General features: G+C 61.7%; 16 protein-coding genes. 10 read left to right on the top strand and 6 right to left on the bottom strand.

Translation table 11 applies throughout. The features are described 5' to 3' along the window. Nucleotides 1-34: 34 nt before the first annotated feature. Both AC0IXA_RS26195 and AC0IXA_RS26190 read right to left on the bottom strand, forming a co-directional pair. The gene (locus AC0IXA_RS26195) at nt 35-652 is read right to left on the bottom strand and encodes a DNA-3-methyladenine glycosylase family protein (RefSeq protein WP_471814766.1); all 618 of its coding nucleotides are present in this window, start codon (nt 650-652) and stop codon (nt 35-37) included. Between the two features lie 58 nt (nt 653-710). Next, entirely contained in the window at nt 711-1,793 is a 1,083-nt protein-coding gene (locus AC0IXA_RS26190) for a bifunctional transcriptional activator/DNA repair enzyme AdaA (protein WP_471814765.1), read from the bottom strand. A gap of 109 nt (nt 1,794-1,902) precedes the next feature. Between AC0IXA_RS26190 and AC0IXA_RS26185 the strand changes: the two genes are divergently transcribed. Beyond that, nucleotides 1,903-2,334 carry a VOC family protein gene (locus AC0IXA_RS26185; RefSeq protein WP_471814764.1) on the top strand — a complete coding sequence of 144 codons (432 nt, stop codon included), beginning with the start codon at nt 1,903-1,905 and terminating at the stop codon, nt 2,332-2,334. On the opposite strand, the gene AC0IXA_RS26180 is transcribed toward AC0IXA_RS26185, so the two are convergent. Then, nucleotides 2,316-3,434: a carboxylate-amine ligase gene (locus AC0IXA_RS26180; RefSeq protein ID WP_471814763.1), complete on the bottom strand. Its 1,119-nt coding sequence runs from the start codon at nt 3,432-3,434 to the stop codon at nt 2,316-2,318. The two genes, AC0IXA_RS26185 and AC0IXA_RS26180, sit on opposite strands and share 19 nt — an antisense overlap. 161 nt (nt 3,435-3,595) lie before the next feature. Here AC0IXA_RS26180 and AC0IXA_RS26175 point away from each other — a divergent pair, with 161 nt between their 5' ends. The 4 genes from AC0IXA_RS26175 to AC0IXA_RS26160 all read left to right on the top strand — a co-directional run bounded on the left by AC0IXA_RS26175 (nt 3,596) and on the right by AC0IXA_RS26160 (nt 7,714). Beyond that, nucleotides 3,596-3,871: a hypothetical protein gene (locus tag AC0IXA_RS26175; RefSeq protein WP_071171834.1), complete on the top strand. Its 276-nt coding sequence runs from the start codon at nt 3,596-3,598 to the stop codon at nt 3,869-3,871. Between the two features lie 194 nt (nt 3,872-4,065). Next, the gene (locus tag AC0IXA_RS26170; RefSeq protein ID WP_471814762.1) at nt 4,066-4,671 is read left to right on the top strand and encodes a biliverdin-producing heme oxygenase; all 606 of its coding nucleotides are present in this window, start codon (nt 4,066-4,068) and stop codon (nt 4,669-4,671) included. Continuing rightward, nucleotides 4,668-6,905, top strand: coding sequence for an ATP-binding protein (locus AC0IXA_RS26165; RefSeq protein ID WP_471814761.1), 2,238 nt, complete (start codon nt 4,668-4,670; stop codon nt 6,903-6,905). The genes AC0IXA_RS26170 and AC0IXA_RS26165 overlap by 4 nt, the downstream gene beginning before the upstream one ends. Before the next feature lie 221 nt (nt 6,906-7,126). After that, complete coding sequence (locus AC0IXA_RS26160) at nt 7,127-7,714, top strand: LysE family translocator (protein WP_130903229.1); 588 nt, start codon at nt 7,127-7,129, stop codon at nt 7,712-7,714. Between the two features lie 145 nt (nt 7,715-7,859). Here AC0IXA_RS26160 and AC0IXA_RS26155 read toward each other — a convergent pair whose 3' ends face one another. Continuing rightward, on the bottom strand, nt 7,860-8,693 hold the full coding sequence (locus tag AC0IXA_RS26155) for an AraC family transcriptional regulator (RefSeq protein ID WP_471814760.1): 834 nt from the start codon (nt 8,691-8,693) through the stop codon (nt 7,860-7,862). Between the two features lie 166 nt (nt 8,694-8,859). Here AC0IXA_RS26155 and AC0IXA_RS26150 point away from each other — a divergent pair, with 166 nt between their 5' ends. After that, nucleotides 8,860-9,252, top strand: coding sequence for a GFA family protein (locus AC0IXA_RS26150; protein ID WP_471814759.1), 393 nt, complete (start codon nt 8,860-8,862; stop codon nt 9,250-9,252). 311 nt (nt 9,253-9,563) lie between these two features. Here AC0IXA_RS26150 and AC0IXA_RS26145 read toward each other — a convergent pair whose 3' ends face one another. Then, a complete protein-coding gene (locus AC0IXA_RS26145) occupies nt 9,564-10,394 on the bottom strand; it encodes an alpha/beta fold hydrolase (protein ID WP_471814758.1) in 831 nt (276 codons plus the stop codon). A 248-nt stretch (nt 10,395-10,642) separates the two neighbouring features. On the opposite strand from AC0IXA_RS26145, the gene AC0IXA_RS26140 reads away from it, so the two are divergent. Genes AC0IXA_RS26140 through AC0IXA_RS26125 form a run of 4 tightly spaced genes read left to right on the top strand, consistent with a single transcriptional unit; the run spans nt 10,643 to nt 14,880 of the window. Continuing rightward, complete coding sequence (locus AC0IXA_RS26140) at nt 10,643-11,098, top strand: (2Fe-2S)-binding protein (RefSeq protein WP_007937751.1); 456 nt, start codon at nt 10,643-10,645, stop codon at nt 11,096-11,098. A 22-nt stretch (nt 11,099-11,120) separates the two neighbouring features. Next, entirely contained in the window at nt 11,121-13,283 is a 2,163-nt protein-coding gene (locus tag AC0IXA_RS26135) for a xanthine dehydrogenase family protein molybdopterin-binding subunit (RefSeq protein WP_471814757.1), read from the top strand. A 1-nt stretch (nt 13,284) separates the two neighbouring features. Further along, complete coding sequence (locus AC0IXA_RS26130) at nt 13,285-13,863, top strand: hypothetical protein (RefSeq protein WP_122506902.1); 579 nt, start codon at nt 13,285-13,287, stop codon at nt 13,861-13,863. Nucleotides 13,864-13,917: 54 nt separating this feature from the next. After that, nucleotides 13,918-14,880 carry a sensor domain-containing diguanylate cyclase gene (locus AC0IXA_RS26125; protein ID WP_341637858.1) on the top strand — a complete coding sequence of 321 codons (963 nt, stop codon included), beginning with the start codon at nt 13,918-13,920 and terminating at the stop codon, nt 14,878-14,880. A gap of 108 nt (nt 14,881-14,988) precedes the next feature. Here the strand turns inward: AC0IXA_RS26125 and AC0IXA_RS26120 are convergent. After that, nucleotides 14,989-15,649, bottom strand: a 661-nt coding sequence (locus AC0IXA_RS26120; protein WP_471814756.1) for a hypothetical protein, incomplete at its 5' end; no start/stop codon positions are given.

The following is a 15,649-nucleotide window of genomic DNA, read 5'->3' as shown; positions in this document are numbered from 1 at the left end:
CAGCGAGCCTGCTCGCGAAGAACGCTAACGCGGTCTAAACCTTGGCCACGCGCCACAGATACCAGGCCGCGACCGTCCGATAAGGCGTCCACGCCTGGCCAATCTCGATCATCTGTTTGCGCGTCGGCTGCACCTCCAGTCCCTTCAGGCGCCGATATCCCTCACGTACGCCAAAATCATCCGCCGGCAGGATATCCATCCGTTCCAGGCTGTAGATCAACAGCATCTCCACGGTCCAGCGGCCGACCCCGCGCAGGCTGGTCAGGCGTTCGATCAGGGTTTCATCGTCCATCGCCCGTGCAGTCGGGTAATCCGGCACCACGCCGTCCAGCGTCGCCTGGGCGATCCCTTGAATCGTCGCGATCTTGCTGGCTGAAAATCCGCAAGCGCGCAGTTGCTCGACCTCAGTCGCGAGAATCTGCTCCGGGCGTGGAAACACCTGACCGGGAAACAACCCCACTAAACGCCCAAGGATCGCATCGCCGGCCTTGGCGTGCAGTTGCTGATAGGCAATCGCCCGGACCAGCGATTCATAGGGATCGCGCGCTGGATGTGGTTGATGCAGGCACGGGCCGACGGCGTTGATATGGCGCTGCCAGTCAGTGTCTATCGCGGCCAGAAAAGCGCTGGCCATCTCATACATGTCAGCCATGTTGCGGTGATTCGAACATACCCATCGAAATCCTTACTTGCGTGTTGGATTGCATGGCTCAAAAAGCTAATTGTTGAGTCATTTGCAGTGCGGCGTTTTCCAGTCTGAGCAGAAACGCCTTGCGCGGTTGTCCGCCACCATAACCGGTCAGCGAGCCGTCTGCGCCGATCACCCGGTGGCACGGGACCACGATTGACAGCCGATTGTGCCCGTTGGCGAGGCCGACGGCACGGCTGGCGCCGGGTTTGCCCAGGCCTGCCGCGATGGCGCCGTACGTGCTGGTGTGGCCATAGGGAATTTGCAGCAGCGCCGCCCACACCTCGCGTGCAAAAGCGCTGCCGGGCAGGTGCAGCGGCACGCTGAACTGAGTGAGTTTGCCGGCAAAGTAATCCGCCAGTTGCACCTCGATCTGCTGCAAGTGCACGTTGTGCCCCGGTGCAATCGCGTAGCCGTAACGGTTTTGCAGCGCTTCGACTTCACGGGTCAGCGCCGGTCGATCGAGAAACTCCAACAACACCAGCCCACGCTGCTCAGCCATGGCGATCATTGGCCCCAGCGGCGTGGTCAGGCGAGTGAACAGCAACGGTTCACTATTGGCCGCGCGGCCCGGGGTGATGTGGAAGGACTTCTGAAATGCGTCGCGAAAACCACTGAGCGACTCGTAGCCGGAGTCGAACGCGGCGTGATCGATCGAAGTGCCTTGCCTGATCCCGCCCAGAGCCATGCCGAGGCGCCGTGTGCGCAGCCAAGCGTGGAAAGTCATACCGAAGTGCTGCTTGAACCAGCGTCGCAGTTTCAGCGGTTCGATGCCCTCGGCGAGCAATTGCGCATCGCTCCAGCGCCGTTCGGGATCGGCGTCCACCGCATTCAGCAGGCCCTGCACCCAGTCCGGGGCGATGGCTGCTGCGTCCAGCGGTTTACAGCGCAGGCAGGCGCGGTAACCGGCGCACAGGCACTCGTCGGCGTGGGCGAAGAATTCGACGTTTTCCGGTTTCGGCTTGCGCGCTGTGCAAATGGGACGGCAAAAGATCCCGGTGGTTTTCACGGCGGTGAAGAACACGCCTTCATAGGCAGTGTCGCGCTCGAGCATGGCGCGAACCATTTCGGCGTGGGGCGGCAGGACAGCGGCTGGTATGTTCATGACGTGAGAGTAAATCCGCTTTGTCGATGGCTCCACCGAAAAATCGACAGTGAATTTTTTCCCTTGTGCAGCACAATGAGCGGGTCGCCGCTTTCGAGGGAGCCAGCCCATGCATCCATTTTCCATTCAGCGCATCGATCATATCGTCCTGCGCGTCGCCGACCTGCAACGCAGCATCGATTTCTACGCCAGGGTGTTCGGCGCCGAAGTGGTCAGGCATAACCAGCCGCTGGGGCTGGTGCATTTGCGCGCTGGCACGTCGATGATCGATCTGGTCGACTTGCACGGCGAACTCGGGCGCATGGGCGGTGGCGCGGCGCAGGCGCAGCGACGCAATGTCGACCACTTCTGCCTGCGCATCGAACCGTTCGATGAAGCCGCGCTCATCGCTCACCTGCAATCGTTCGGTCTGACCGTGGAGAAAGCCGCCAGGCGTTTCGGCGCCGAGGGTTACGGCTTGTCGCTGTACTGTTTCGACCCGGACGGCAATCAGGTCGAACTCAAAGGCCCGTCCGAGAGCGATCAGCCAGCGGTTTCCTGAAGCAGCAGCTCGGCCACTTGCCCGAGGGCCGAACGGCCGTTTTGCGCTTGTTCAGACGCGAGGTTGAACAGCGCCAGTTGCCGATCGGCGCTGGTGCCGCTGTCGATGATCGCCCGGGCACGCTCGAACAACTGCGCCGCACCCAGTATCTGCGCCGTCTCGGCAAAACGCTGCTCGGCCAGCTCCAGCCACTGCGCGAGCGAACAGTCGCCGTCGATGCCTTCGACCAAAAAGCGCGCATGAATCCCCTGATGTTTGGCCCGCCAGCGATTTTCCTCCAGCATCGAACGCGCGGTCTGGTCGTACAGCAAACCGGGCCGCCGCTGTGCACTGGCATGAGCCACCAATACGCGGAAAAACGCCGCCAGGGTCAGCGCATCATCGACCCGAGGGCAAGCGTCGGTCATGCGCAGTTCCAAGGTCGGAAAACGCGCGGCCGGGCGCACGCCCCACCAGCACTCGCCGGGCTGGCTGATCGCGCCGATGCGCATGAGGAACGCCAAGTGCTCGTCGTAATGGCGCTGATCGGCGAACAGCGGCGGGATGCCCATGCGTGGCCACTCGTCACACGCGGTCTGCCGATAGCTCATGAAACCGCTGGCGGCGCCATCCCAGATCGGCGACGAACAGCTCAGCGCCAACAGCAGCGGCGTCCAGGGCAGCACTTCGTTCATCACCGCAATGCGATCCAGCGGCTCTGCCACCTCGACGTGCACATGCAGGCCCGACAGCACGCTGCGGCGGGCGACATGGCCGTAGCGTTCGAACAGATACTGGAAATGTTCCTCGTCGGTCGGAACCTGCTCGCGCCAGTCGGCCAGCGGATGACTGCCGGCGCTGAGCATGCCCAGAGCAAATGGCTCCAGGGCCGCGCGCAAGGCCTGACGGCTGCCACGCAGGAAATCACTAGCGTGCTCGAAATCGCTGAATACCGGCGAAGCCACTTCGATCTGGCCCTGAAACATCTCCGTGGCAAACCACACACCCAGCGCCGCCCGGCAAGCCTCGATGGCCTGTGGCGGCGGACTGCCGATCATGCGCAGGCTCTGCAGGTCAGTGAGAAAGTACTCTTCCTCAATGCCGAATCGCGGGTGGCTCATGACAGTGCTCGAGCAAGTGTTTCTCTTGAGAACCGTGCGCCGTTGCGGTGGTTCACGCCAGGCGACCAGTGCCCCGCGAATGCACCGTTGGTCTTGTCCATCGCACTTGAGCGGCTTGGGCGTTTCCAAACAAGTCCGATCAACGTGTTCTGGAGGCACACATGAGCAACCCATCCAGCAACGACAAAGCGCTTAACCAAACCGTCAATCCCAACGACGACGGCTTCGCCATCGGCACGGCCGGGCGCGATGAAGACCCCAACGCCACCACCGACTGGGACGTCAGCCGTGACAACGAGGATGTCATGACGCCGGACGATACTCGCGGTCTGCCCGGTTATCCCGGGGCCGAAAAAAACAATCCTTCGAAACCCGTTGTCGACAGCAGCGTACCGGCCAACGGCGATCCATCGGTGCAGAACGACGGCGCTGATTGAGGTGGTCAGCAGTGGCAGGATAATGGCGTCGGTCGAACTTTTCTGATCCGGCGCCACTCTGAACCTGTCATAGGGTCGCAGTTCGACAGAAAAAACGCTTCGGCAGGCAGAAAAAGTTGCGTGGCGTGATAAATTCCCCCCACGTCGAGCCCACCCAGAATGGCCCCTGCCGGGTCCCACCAAGAGCGATCTACATGCAAGCAAAGGCCCGTGAGGTTTATGTGCCACCGGTGCTGCAAGATCTGCGGGCCGGCACAGCCGAACTGCACATCGCACTGGAAAAACGCCTTCCTTTTTTCTCCGACACCCTCAATACCCCCGCTTTCGAGCGCTTGATGCAGGCCTATTACGGGTTCTATCAGCCGCTCGAACAGGCTTTGCTCGCCAGTGGCGCGGTCCCGGACGATTTCAATCTGCTGCCTCGTCTGAAGGCTGACACCCTGCGCGCCGACCTGCGCGCACTGGGGGCAACCGCTGATGATTTGCCGCTGTGTGAAGATCTGCCAGTCATTGACTCCAGCGCCGCCAGTCTCGGTGTTTTGTACGTGCTCGAAGGCGCGACCCTCGGCGGGCAGATCCTGCGTCGCGAGATCGCCGCGCGGCTGAATCTGGACGCCGACAATGGCGCTGCTTTCCTCGATGTCTACGGCGCGGCCACCGGGCGGCGCTGGCGCGAGTTCATCGAATACCTGAGCAACCGGCCCATGGCGGCCAGCGAACGCGCGGCCGTGGTCAGCGCAGCACAAATCACATTCAGCTGTTTCGAGCAGTGGCTCGAGCGCCAGGAGGTACTGGCATGAACCCGCAAGACCAACAAGCCTTTGAAGAACTGCTGGCCAACTGTGCCGACGAGCCGATCCGCTTTCCCGGCGCGATCCAGCCCCATGGTCTGCTGCTGACCCTGACCGAGCCTGCGCTGCAGATCATTCAGGTCAGCGCCAACGTTGCAACCCTGTTGGCCCGCGCGCCCGAATCCTTGATCGGCCAGCCGCTGCACAGCCTGATCGGCGCTGAACACACCGCGCAAGTGCTGCAAGCCTTGCAACAGGCGACGTTCTCCGAGGCGGCGCCCCTGCGTTTCGAGCTTAACGACACTGAATTCGAAGGTTTGCTGCACCGCCATCAGGGCGTGCTGATTCTCGAACTGGAAATTCACGTGAAGAATTTCCAGCCGCGCAACGTCGCCGGGGTCAATACCCACCTGGGCCGCATGCTCCAGCGCCTGCAAGCGGCGACCACGCTGCAGGCCCTGTACGACATCAGCGTCAAGGAAATCCAGGCGATGACCGGTTACGACCGGGTGCTGATCTATCGTTTCGAGGAGGAGGGCCACGGTCAGGTCATCGCCGAAGCGTCCGACCCATCGATGGAAGTGTTCAACGGCCTGTTCTTCCCGGCTTCGGACATTCCCGAGCAGGCGCGCGAGCTGTACCGCACCAATTGGCTGCGGATCATCCCCAACGCCGATTATCAGCCGGTGCCACTGGTGCCGAAACTGCGCCCGGACACGCAGACGCCGCTGGACCTCAGTTTCGCCACGCTGCGCAGCGTCTCGCCGATTCACTGTCAGTACATGAAGAACATGGGCGTGCTGTCGTCGATGAGCATTTCCCTGCTCAAGGGCGACAAGCTCTGGGGTCTGATCAGCTGCGGCAATCGCCAGCCGCTGCACGTGCCGCATGAATTGCGCATGGCTTGCCAGACCATCGGCCAAGTCCTGTCGTTGCAGATCAGTGCCATGGAAACCCTTGAACTGACCCGCCAGCGTGAAGAGAAGGTCGAAGCGCTGGCGCGGCTCAATCAGGCGATGGTCGATTCGCCGCAAAACGTCTTCGACGGCCTCGCCCAGCAGCCTGCAACATTGATGGCTCTGGTCAATGCCGGCGGCATCGCGATCATCGAAGACAAGCAGTTGCACCGTTACGGCAACTGCCCTGAACCGGAAGAAATTCGCGCGCTGCACAAGTGGTTGCAGGCGCGCGGCGAGCCGGTGTTCGCCAGCCATCACCTGTCCAGCGTTTACCCGCCGGCGGCGCAGTATCAGTCGGTGGCCAGTGGTGTACTCGCCATGAGCCTGCCGAAACCGGTGGACAACGGCGTGCTGTGGTTCCGTCCGGAAGTGAAGGAAAACATCAACTGGAGCGGCGACCCGCGCAAGCCGCTGGATCTGGAAAACTCCGACGCCGGGATGCGCTTGCGTCCGCGCACCTCGTTCGAGATCTGGAAGGTCGAGATGGCCGGGATCTCCACCAAGTGGAGCCACGGTGACCGGTTCGCCGCCAATGACCTGCGCCGTTCGGCGCTGGAAAACGATCTGGCCCGTCAGGTACGTCGCGAGCAGGCGGCTGTGCAGGCGCGCGATGATCTGGTGGCGGTGGTTTCCCACGACCTGCGCAACCCGATGACGGTGATTTCCATGCTCTGCGGCATGATGCAGAAAGCCTTCAGCTCGGAAGGCGCGCACACTTCGCGGCGTATCTCCACGGCAATCGACACCATGCAGCAGGCCACGGCGCGGATGAACACGCTGCTGGAAGACTTGCTCGACACCTCGAAAATCGATGCCGGGCGCTACTCGATCACCCCGCAGGCGCTGGAGGTCGGGCACATCTTTGAAGAGGCCCAAGCGTTGCTGTCGCCTCTGGCCCATGACAAGGACATCAGCATTTCCTTCCAGGCCGATCCTGACCTGCGCATCCACGCTGACCCCGAGCGGCTGTTTCAGGTGCTGTCGAACCTGGTGGGCAACGCCATCAAGTTCACCCCGCGCATGGGCACCGTCGGCGTACACGCGAGATCGGTGGGCGATGAGATTGTATTTATCGTGCGTGACAGTGGCGAAGGCATTCCCAAGGAGCACTTGCCGCATGTGTTCGATCGTTACTGGACGGTGAAGGAAGGCAACCCGACTGGTACGGGCCTGGGTTTGTACATCACCCAAGGCATCGTCGAAGCCCATGGCGGACAGATCGTCGCCGAGAGCGAGCCGGGGCAGGGCAGCGAATTCCGCTTCACCGTGCCGCGCCTGGCCTGAGTGCTCCCTGTAGGTTTCGATCGTTCCCACGCTCTGCGTGGGAACGCCTCTACGGACGCTCTGCGTTCGGCTCTGAATGGGACGCAGAGCGTCCCGGGCTGCATTCCCACGCAGAGCGTGGGAACGATCAGATTTGCAGCCTCAGGGTCATTTTCTTCAATACCGCAAATCCCCCGCTCGCTACCGTAGCCACCTCGTTCCTCGTTTGAAGCAGGTGTGCAATGAGTCTGATTCTTTCCATGGCGGCGTTTGCCCTCGCCGCATCCATCACTCCCGGGCCGGTCAATATCGTCGCCTTGAGTTCAGGCGCGCAGTACGGTTTCCGCGCCAGCCAGCGGCATGTGGCCGGGGCGACGCTGGGTTTTGTGCTGTTGCTGGTGCTGATGGGCCTGGGCCTGCATGAAGTTCTGCAGTTGTGGCCATTCATGACCCGCGTGGTGCAATGGGCCGGAGTGGCGTTTCTGTTGTTCATGGCCTGGAAACTGGCCAGCGATGACGGCCAGCTGAACACCAGCGAGTCCGGCCGTGCGCCGTCGATGCTCTATGGTGCGGTGATGCAATGGCTCAACCCCAAGGCCTGGCTGGCATGCGTGGCCGGCATGGGCGCGTTTGTCGCCGACGGCGAGGCGCGGCTGGTCTGGCAGTTTGCGGCGGTGTATCTGGTGATCTGTTATCTGTCGGTGGGCTGCTGGGCGTATGCCGGGACGTTCTTGCGCGGGTATCTGAGCAATGCGGCGGTGATGCGCTGGTTCAATCGGTTGATGGCGTTGTTGCTGGCGGTGAGTGCGCTTTATTTGCTGTTCACTTGATTCACAGGTCAATTACAAAACCCCTGTGGGAGCGAGCCTGCTCGCGAATGCGGTGGATCAGTCAGTGAAGTGTTGAATGACACACCGCATTCGCGAGCAGGCTCGCTCCCACAAGGGGGGGCAGTGTTCAACTTTGAGTATGAAGTCAGCCGCGATACTGCCCCGGCGTCGCCGCCAGATGCTGTTTGAACGCTCGCTGAAAATGCGCCTGATCGGCAAACCCGGCCTGGAGCGCGACATCGGCAATCAACTGGCCGCTGCGCAAGCGCTCGCGGGCGAACTGGATGCGCTGGTTGACCAGGAAGGCATGGGGCGTCATCCCGTAGCGCTGTTTGAACGCACGAATCAGGTATGACGGCGATAGTTGCGCCGCCGCGCAAATTGCCTCGAGGCTCAGCACTTCGGTGCAATGTCCACGGATGAAATCAGCGGCGCGCTCCAGCTTGAAATTCGGCTCGGCAACGGGCTCGTCCGCTGGATTCAGGCGGACCTGCAAATCACTGAAAAACTCAACCGCTGCGCTGTGTTTCGCCAGCGCCTCCACCTGGTCGTCGAGCAGAACCTCATACAACCCCATCAATTTGCCAAACAGCTCGGCATCAGTCAGATGCGTGTCGGAAAATCGGCGAAATTCCAGCTCCCCGGCAAACCCCAATTGATGCTGCAAATCCGTCAGCCACGGCGTTTCGACATACAACATCACATACGACCAAGGCTGATCATCGATCGGATTGCAGGCATGCACATCGCCGGGATTCATCAGCACCACGGTGCCGGCCGCCACCTCATATTGCGCGTACTCATGCACATAGGTGCTGCGCCCGGCGGTGGTTGCGCCGATAGAAAAGTGCGCATGGGAATGCCGCGCATAACAGACTTCACGCCCATCCGCGATGGCCCGCGCTTCGATGAAGGGCAGGGCGTCGTCGCGCCAGAAGCGCGGGGCTTTCTCGGGGTTTTTCGCTGTGGGGTGTTTCATCGTGATCGTTCCGGCAGGTCAGCGTCTGAGTGTATTAGCTCTGGCCGGCGAATGCCCGTTGCAGTGTCGCCACATCAAGCTTTTCATCTGAAACATCGCCTGCATTGCAGCGCCGACTGTTATAGGCTCTGGGGGCGTGACACCACGAGCGCGATGGAGCTAAACCATGACTGCATTTACCGGCGGATGCCTGTGCGGCGATGTGCGTTTTCAAGCCTCTGGCGAGCCTTACCGGGTCGGGCTGTGCCATTGCCTGGACTGTCGCAAGATCCACGGTGCGCTGTTTCATGCCTCGGCGATTTTTCCTGAGGACGCGGTGACGATTACCGGCGAAACCCATGAGTACCAGGGGCGGCACTTTTGTCCGCGCTGTGGTTCGTCGGTGTTCAACCGCAGTGGTGATGAGGTCGAGGTGAACCTCGGCGCGCTGGATGCGCCGGATCAGTTGAAGCCGACCTATGAGAGCTGGATTGTGCGGCGTGAATCGTGGTTGCCGGATTTTCCGCTGGCCAGGCATTACCGTGGTGATCGTGAAGGCAAAGGGCGGGCAGAGGGGTAGGGGATTGATTCAACTTTCAGCACGCCTGCGATTTCTGTGGGGGCGAGTCTGCTCGCGATAGCTATCTCAAGATACGAATGAATAGCGGATCTACCTTGCCCCCTGTGGGAGCTGGCTTGCCAGCGATGGCGGCCTTCCAGCCGACCAGTCTCTGGCGGATATATACCCAATACCAACTGTGGGAGCGAGCCTGCTCGCGAAAGCGGAGTGTCATTCGCAGATAATTAGACTGGAGCGACGCCTTCGCGGGCAAGCCCGCTCCCACAGGGGATCAGTGTTTGCCGATATCGCCGTAATCCTGATTGAGGCGATTACCCGCGAATAAACGCCAACAAATCCGCATTGATGGTTTCAGCCTGCGTCGTCGGCATGCCATGCGGGAAGCCCGGATACGACTTCAGTGTGCCGTTGGGCAGCAGTTTCGCCGATAACGGTCCGGAGTTGGCGTAGGGCACGATCTGGTCATCCTCGCCGTGCATCACCAACACCGGCACGGTGACTTTTTTCAGGTCGTCGGTGAAGTCAGTTTGCGAGAACGCGACGATACCGTCGTAGTGCGCCTTGGCGCCGCCGATCATGCCCTGGCGCCACCAGTTGGCGATGATCCCTTCAGCCGGCTCGGCGCCCGGGCGGTTGTAGCCGTAGAAAGGCCCGCTCGGCACATCGCGATAAAACTGCGCGCGATTCGCCGCCAATTGCGCCTGAAAGCCATCGAACACCGATTTCGGCAAACCGCCGGGGTTGCTTTCGGTCTGCACCATCAGCGGTGGCACGGCGCTGATCAACACCGCTTTGCTGACCTTGTCCTGACCATGCCGGGCGATGTAATGGATCACTTCGCCGCCGCCGGTGGAATGGCCGACATGCACCACGTTGCTCGTACCCAGATGATTGACCACCGCCAGCACGTCGTCGGCGTAATGGTCCATGTCGTGGCCATCCCAGACCTGGCTGGAGCGCCCGTGTCCACGTCGATCATGGGCAATCACCCGAAAGCCCTGCGCGAGAAAGAACAGCATCTGCGCATCCCAGTCATCGGAACTGAGCGGCCAGCCGTGGTGGAAGTGGATCACCGGCGCGTCGCGCGGGCCCCAGTCCTTGTAGAAGATATCGACGCCGTCTTGAGTGGTGACAAAGCCCATATTCGTTACTCCTGACCTGTGATGGACAACCGCGATGTACGCGGACCGTTTGCGCAGAGGTACGACGACTCAGTGCGAGCCGTTATCAACTGTAGGAGCAATGCCGGGGTCTGCATGACCGCTGGTCACAACGTCTGGCTTCAAGCGCAAATTAGGCTTTGCTGAAAGGGATAAGCGCGGGCGTCCGTAGGTTTTTGCGACCACAGCGACGCCCCTTCGCACCACCGTGAGCCTGAGGAAATCCGCCGATGCTGACCCTGAATATCAATGGCAAGGATCAGGAGCTCGATGTCCCCGCCGACATGCCGCTGCTTTGGGTTCTGCGCGATGTTGCGCACCTGACCGGGACCAAGTTCGGTTGCGGCATGGCCCAGTGCGGTGCCTGCACCGTGCACGTCGACGGCGCGCCTTTACGCTCCTGTATCACCCCGGCGACTGCCGTTGCCCATGGGCAGAAAATCCTCACCATCGAGGGCTTGTCCAGTGATGGCTCGCACCCGGTGCAGCAGGCCTGGGCCGAGCTGGACGTGGTGCAGTGCGGTTACTGCCAGTCCGGGCAGATCATGTCCGCCGCCGCGTTGCTGGCGAAAATTCCCAAGCCCACCGACAGCGATATCGATCAGGCGCTCTCCGGCAATATCTGCCGCTGCGGCACCTATCCGCGCATACGCGCTGCGGTCAAACGCGCCGCCGAAATCGGCTGATTCATTCTGTGGGAGCTGAACGATGAACAGTCCCGTATCGCGTCGCGGGTTTCTCAAGGGCAGCGCACTGTTAAGCGGCGGCCTGATGGTGGCGTTCGTGGTGCCCGGGGCCAATCGCTTTGCCCGGGCGGCAGAAAATCAGAACAAGACCTTCGCGCCCAACGCGTTCCTGCGCATCGCGGCGGACAACAGCGTCACCGTGCTGCTCGGCCATTCGGAAATGGGCCAGGGCATCTGGACCGGCCTGACCATGCTGATCGCCGAAGAACTGGACGCCGACTGGTCGAAAATCAGCGTGCAACACTCGCCAGCCTCGGCGGCCGATTACGGCTTGCCGGCGTTTGGCGGCATGCAGATCACCGGAGGTTCGACGTCGACCTGGATGGAATTCGACCGTTATCGACTGGCCGGGGCGACGGCACGGCAAATGCTGGTGGAAGCGGCTGCGAAACGCTTCGACATCGCGCCATCGACGATTCGCACGGAGTCCGGCGTGGTCATCGCCGGGGACCAACGCGCGACCTACGGCGAACTGGCCGATGCCGCCGGGCAACTGCCGGTGCCGGATCCGAAAACCATCACCTTCAAGGAAGCCAAGGACTGGAAAGTCATCGGCAAACCGACCAAGCGCCTCGACACTCCGGAAAAGATCACCGGCCGCGCCAAGTTCGGCATGGACGTGCAGTTCGAGGGCCTGATGACCGCGATGGTCGCCCGCGCCCCGGTGTTCGGTGCCACGGTGAAATCCTTCGAAGGCGCCGCAGCGCTGGCGATTCCCGGAGTGCACAAGGTGGTGCAGGTGCCCAGCGGAGTAGCGGTGGTGGCCGAGCATTTCTGGGCGGCGAAGCTGGGCCGTGATGCGCTGAAGGTTGACTGGGATCTTGGGCCGCTGGCCGACATGAGCAGTGAAAAACTGCTGGAAAGTTTCCGCAAACTGGCGGCGACGCCGGGCACTTCCGCCACTCAGGCGGGGGACGCCAAGGCCAATTTTGGCAAAGCCGCGAAGAAAATCGAGGTCGAATACAGCGTGCCGTATCTGGCCCACGCGCCGATGGAACCGCTCAATTGCACGGTGAAAATCAGCGCCGGCAAATGCGAGATCTGGACCGGTACGCAATTTCAGACGCTGGACCAAATGGTCGCCAGCAAGATCACCGGGCTCAAGCCCGAGCAGGTCGAAATTCACACGGAATTTCTCGGCGGTGGTTTTGGTCGCCGCGCCAATCCGACCTCGGATTTCGTCGCCGAAGCCGTGCAAGTGGCGAAAGCGGCGGGCCTGCCGGTGAAAACCGTGTGGGCGCGCGAAGATGACATTCGCGGCGGCTACTACCGCTCGATGTACCTGCACAAGGCGCAGGTCGGGCTGGGCGCCGATGGTTTGCCGATGAGCTGGCAGCATGTGCTGGTCGGCCAGTCGATCATGGCCGGGACGATGCTTGAGGCTACGATGGTCAAGAACGGCATCGATGCCACCTCGGTCGAGGGCGTGGCCGACAGTCCGTACATCAAGGATCTGCCTCACCATCAGGTCGACCTGCATTCGCCGCAGACCGGCATCAATGTGTTGTGGCTGCGTTCGGTCGGCCATACCCACACGGGTTTCGTCATGGAATCGCTGATCGATGAACTGGCGACGGCGGCGGGCAAGGATCCGGTGGAGTACCGGCGCACGCTGCTCAAGGCGCACCCGCGCCACCTCGGAGTGCTCAATCTGGCGGTGGAGAAGGCCAATTGGGGCGCACCGTTGCCGGACGGGCATGCTCTGGGCGTGGCGGTACACGAGTCGTTCGGCAGCTATGTGGCGCAGGTCGCCGAGGTGTCGCAGGACAATCTGGCGATCCGCGTGCATCGGGTGGTCTGCGCGGTGGACTGCGGCATTGCGGTGAATCCGCAGAGCATCGCCGCGCAGATGGAATCGTGCATCACCTTCGGTCTCGGCATGGCGTTGCACAGCAAACTCACCGTCAAGGACGGCGGCGTCGTGCAGTCCAACTATCACGATTATCAGGTGTTGCGGCTCAACGAAATGCCGGTGGTGGAAGTGCATATCGTCCCCAGCAGCGAAAAACCCGGCGGCATCGGTGAGCCCGGCGTGCCACCGACCGCGCCGGCGGTGGCCAACGCAGTGTTTGCCCTCACCGGGCAACGCCTGCGCGAACTGCCACTGCAACTGTCGGGGGTGTGAGATGAAACGACATCTTGTGTTGGGCACCGTCGTTTTGCTCGGTCTCGGTGGCTATGCCTCGGACCTGTTTGCCGAAGATCAGGAAGCTCTGAAAGCCTTCGCCACGGTGCAGAAAGTCTTTCAGAGCCCGCGCTGCCAGAACTGCCACATTCCCGGCGACTCGCCGTTGCAGTTCGACGCCGGCATCCCCCACGCGATGAATGTGGTGCGCGGCATGGATGGCAAGGGCGCCGCCGGTTTGCCTTGCGCGACCTGCCACGCCGAAAGCAACCCGCCGGCCAGTTACGGTCCTCACGCGCCGCCGGGTGCGCCGCACTGGAGCCTGCCGCCGGCGGCGCACAAAATGGCCTGGATCGGCCTGCCCTCGGACAAGCTTTGCGCGATGATCAAGGACCGTGCGAGCAATGGTGATCGTGATTTCGCCGCACTGTTAAAACACGTCAGCGAAGACAAACTGGTGCTCTGGGGCTGGAATCCCGGGGCAGGGCGCGCACCGGTGCCAGTGCCGCACGATATTTTCGTCGCGCAATTCAAACTCTGGGCCGATGCCGGCGGGCCGTGTCCGGTGGCGCAAATGTGAAGCCCCGGTGATTTAGCGCTACGCTCAACGCATGACTGTCTACGGAGTGTGCGCATGCTGGTGCCCGGAAAGCCTGCCAATGAAGCTGCACGTATCGACGCGCTGCATGGCCTGAATCTCAATTCGGAGCCGGAGGAACGTTTCGATCGCCTTACGCGCTTGGCCAAGCGTTTGTTCAACGTGCCGATCGCTCTGGTCACGCTGGTCGACAAGGATCGCCAATGGTTCAAGTCCTGTGTGGGGCTGGATGTCACCGAGACGTCCCGCGATGTCTCGTTCTGCGGTCATGCGATTCTGCAGAACGAGCTGATGCTGGTCCCCGATGCGCTGGAAGATCTGCGCTTCCATGACAATCCGCTGGTTACCGGAGCGCCGAATATTCGCTTTTACGCCGGTTATCCGTTGACGGTCCCCGATGGCAACAAGTTGGGCACCTTGTGCCTGATCGACACCAAGCCTCGGCATCTCGATGACGAAGAGCGCGCGCTGCTGCGTGACCTCGCGGAGATGGCCGAGCAGGAGTTGATGGCGGTGCAGATGGCGAGCATGGATGAGTTGACGCTGCTGTCCAATCGCCGTGGTTTCAAGCAACTGGCCCAGCATGCACTGGATGCCTGCGCGCGCCTGAACCGGCCGGCGACGCTGCTGTTTTTCGATCTCAACGACTTCAAGCAGATCAACGATCTGTACGGCCATGCCGAAGGCGACAGTGCGCTGAAGACCTTCGCCGATGTGCTGCGCATTGCCTTTCGCGAAAGCGATGTGGTGGGGCGCTTGGGCGGCGATGAGTTCGTCGCATTGCTGACTGGCTCCAGCCACGTTGAAACCACGCGGATCATGGCCCGGCTCAAGGAAATCCTCGAAGAGCGCAACGCCACGCTGCACCGCGGTTACGCGATTCGCTTCAGCGTCGGCCAGATCGAATACGACCCCACGCGCCACGAAACCGTTGATCGGCTGCTAGCCGATGCGGATGGCGCGATGTATGCGCACAAGCAAGCTCTGAAAGGCTGCTAGCACCGGCACCATCGCTGGCGAGCCAGCTCCCACAGACTCCCTTGAATCCCGTGGGAGCGGGCTTGCCCGCGATGGCGTCAGCCGATCTATCGCCGGATTCGCCAGTGCTCAGCGCTTGGGCGGGCTCAGCTTCTGGTAAAACGCCAGCCATTTCTCGTGACTGGCCGCGGCATCCTCGAGTTCGGGCATGCGCAACGCGTCTTGCAAGGCTTTCGCTTCATAAGCATCGAACAGATGCCGGACGGCGGTGCTGGCAATGGCGTTGACTCTGTTGGAGGCGAAGGTATCGGGCACGGCGGTGCGTGCCTGTTGCGCCAGTGGTGCGCCCTCAATATCGAGGCGAGTAATGAACGCCTTGCAGGTGGCGTTCAAGCGAGGCTGGGAGCCGTTTTTGTAGGCTTCGGCGTCGAGGGGCAGCGTTTTCGCCGCTTCTTTCGCCACCGATGGTTTGAGTAATGCGATGTCGATATCGCGACGCAGCACTACTTCATCTCTGCTGGTGAAAATCTCGAAGACTCTGGTTGGCCGCCCATGCAGCAGTGCCAATATGCCAAACGGCGCCGTGCCGGCCTTGGCAAGTTTGTCCGTGGCTGCCGATACTGGCCGCAGCGCGAGCAATTCCAGCGTGTTGTCTTCGAGGTCGAGCCGTTGCGCCAACGGCAACCGGCAGAACGCTTCCTTGAGAATCGCGACATGCGCGTCCTTCATATGCTTGAGGCGCGCCGCGAGTGCTGCATGAAAAGCGCTTGCCACGTTGTTCAGTCTGGGC

It is taken from the genome of Pseudomonas sp. AC083 (assembly GCF_979253165.1).
Note: the sequence above shows the minus strand (reverse complement) of the source record. Positions and strands in the feature narration are given on the sequence as shown.

Excerpts from the sequence above, each read along its gene's own strand:
- AC0IXA_RS26145 (WP_471814758.1), bottom strand. The coding sequence starts at position 10,394 with ATGGGCTTTGTCACCACTCAAGACGGCGTCGATATCTTCTACAAGGAC.
- AC0IXA_RS26160 (WP_130903229.1), top strand. The coding sequence starts at position 7,127 with ATGAGTCTGATTCTTTCCATGGCGGCGTTTGCCCTCGCCGCATCCATC.
- AC0IXA_RS26180 (WP_471814763.1), bottom strand. The coding sequence starts at position 3,434 with ATGAGCCACCCGCGATTCGGCATTGAGGAAGAGTACTTTCTCACTGAC.
- AC0IXA_RS26170 (WP_471814762.1), top strand. The coding sequence starts at position 4,066 with ATGCAAGCAAAGGCCCGTGAGGTTTATGTGCCACCGGTGCTGCAAGAT.
- AC0IXA_RS26130 (WP_122506902.1), top strand. The coding sequence starts at position 13,285 with ATGAAACGACATCTTGTGTTGGGCACCGTCGTTTTGCTCGGTCTCGGT.
- AC0IXA_RS26125 (WP_341637858.1), top strand. The coding sequence starts at position 13,918 with ATGCTGGTGCCCGGAAAGCCTGCCAATGAAGCTGCACGTATCGACGCG.
- AC0IXA_RS26165 (WP_471814761.1), top strand. The coding sequence starts at position 4,668 with ATGAACCCGCAAGACCAACAAGCCTTTGAAGAACTGCTGGCCAACTGT.
- AC0IXA_RS26190 (WP_471814765.1), bottom strand. The coding sequence starts at position 1,793 with ATGAACATACCAGCCGCTGTCCTGCCGCCCCACGCCGAAATGGTTCGC.
- AC0IXA_RS26140 (WP_007937751.1), top strand. The coding sequence starts at position 10,643 with ATGCTGACCCTGAATATCAATGGCAAGGATCAGGAGCTCGATGTCCCC.
- AC0IXA_RS26135 (WP_471814757.1), top strand. The coding sequence starts at position 11,121 with ATGAACAGTCCCGTATCGCGTCGCGGGTTTCTCAAGGGCAGCGCACTG.
- AC0IXA_RS26155 (WP_471814760.1), bottom strand. The coding sequence starts at position 8,693 with ATGAAACACCCCACAGCGAAAAACCCCGAGAAAGCCCCGCGCTTCTGG.
- AC0IXA_RS26150 (WP_471814759.1), top strand. The coding sequence starts at position 8,860 with ATGACTGCATTTACCGGCGGATGCCTGTGCGGCGATGTGCGTTTTCAA.
- AC0IXA_RS26185 (WP_471814764.1), top strand. The coding sequence starts at position 1,903 with ATGCATCCATTTTCCATTCAGCGCATCGATCATATCGTCCTGCGCGTC.
- AC0IXA_RS26195 (WP_471814766.1), bottom strand. The coding sequence starts at position 652 with ATGGCTGACATGTATGAGATGGCCAGCGCTTTTCTGGCCGCGATAGAC.
- AC0IXA_RS26175 (WP_071171834.1), top strand. The coding sequence starts at position 3,596 with ATGAGCAACCCATCCAGCAACGACAAAGCGCTTAACCAAACCGTCAAT.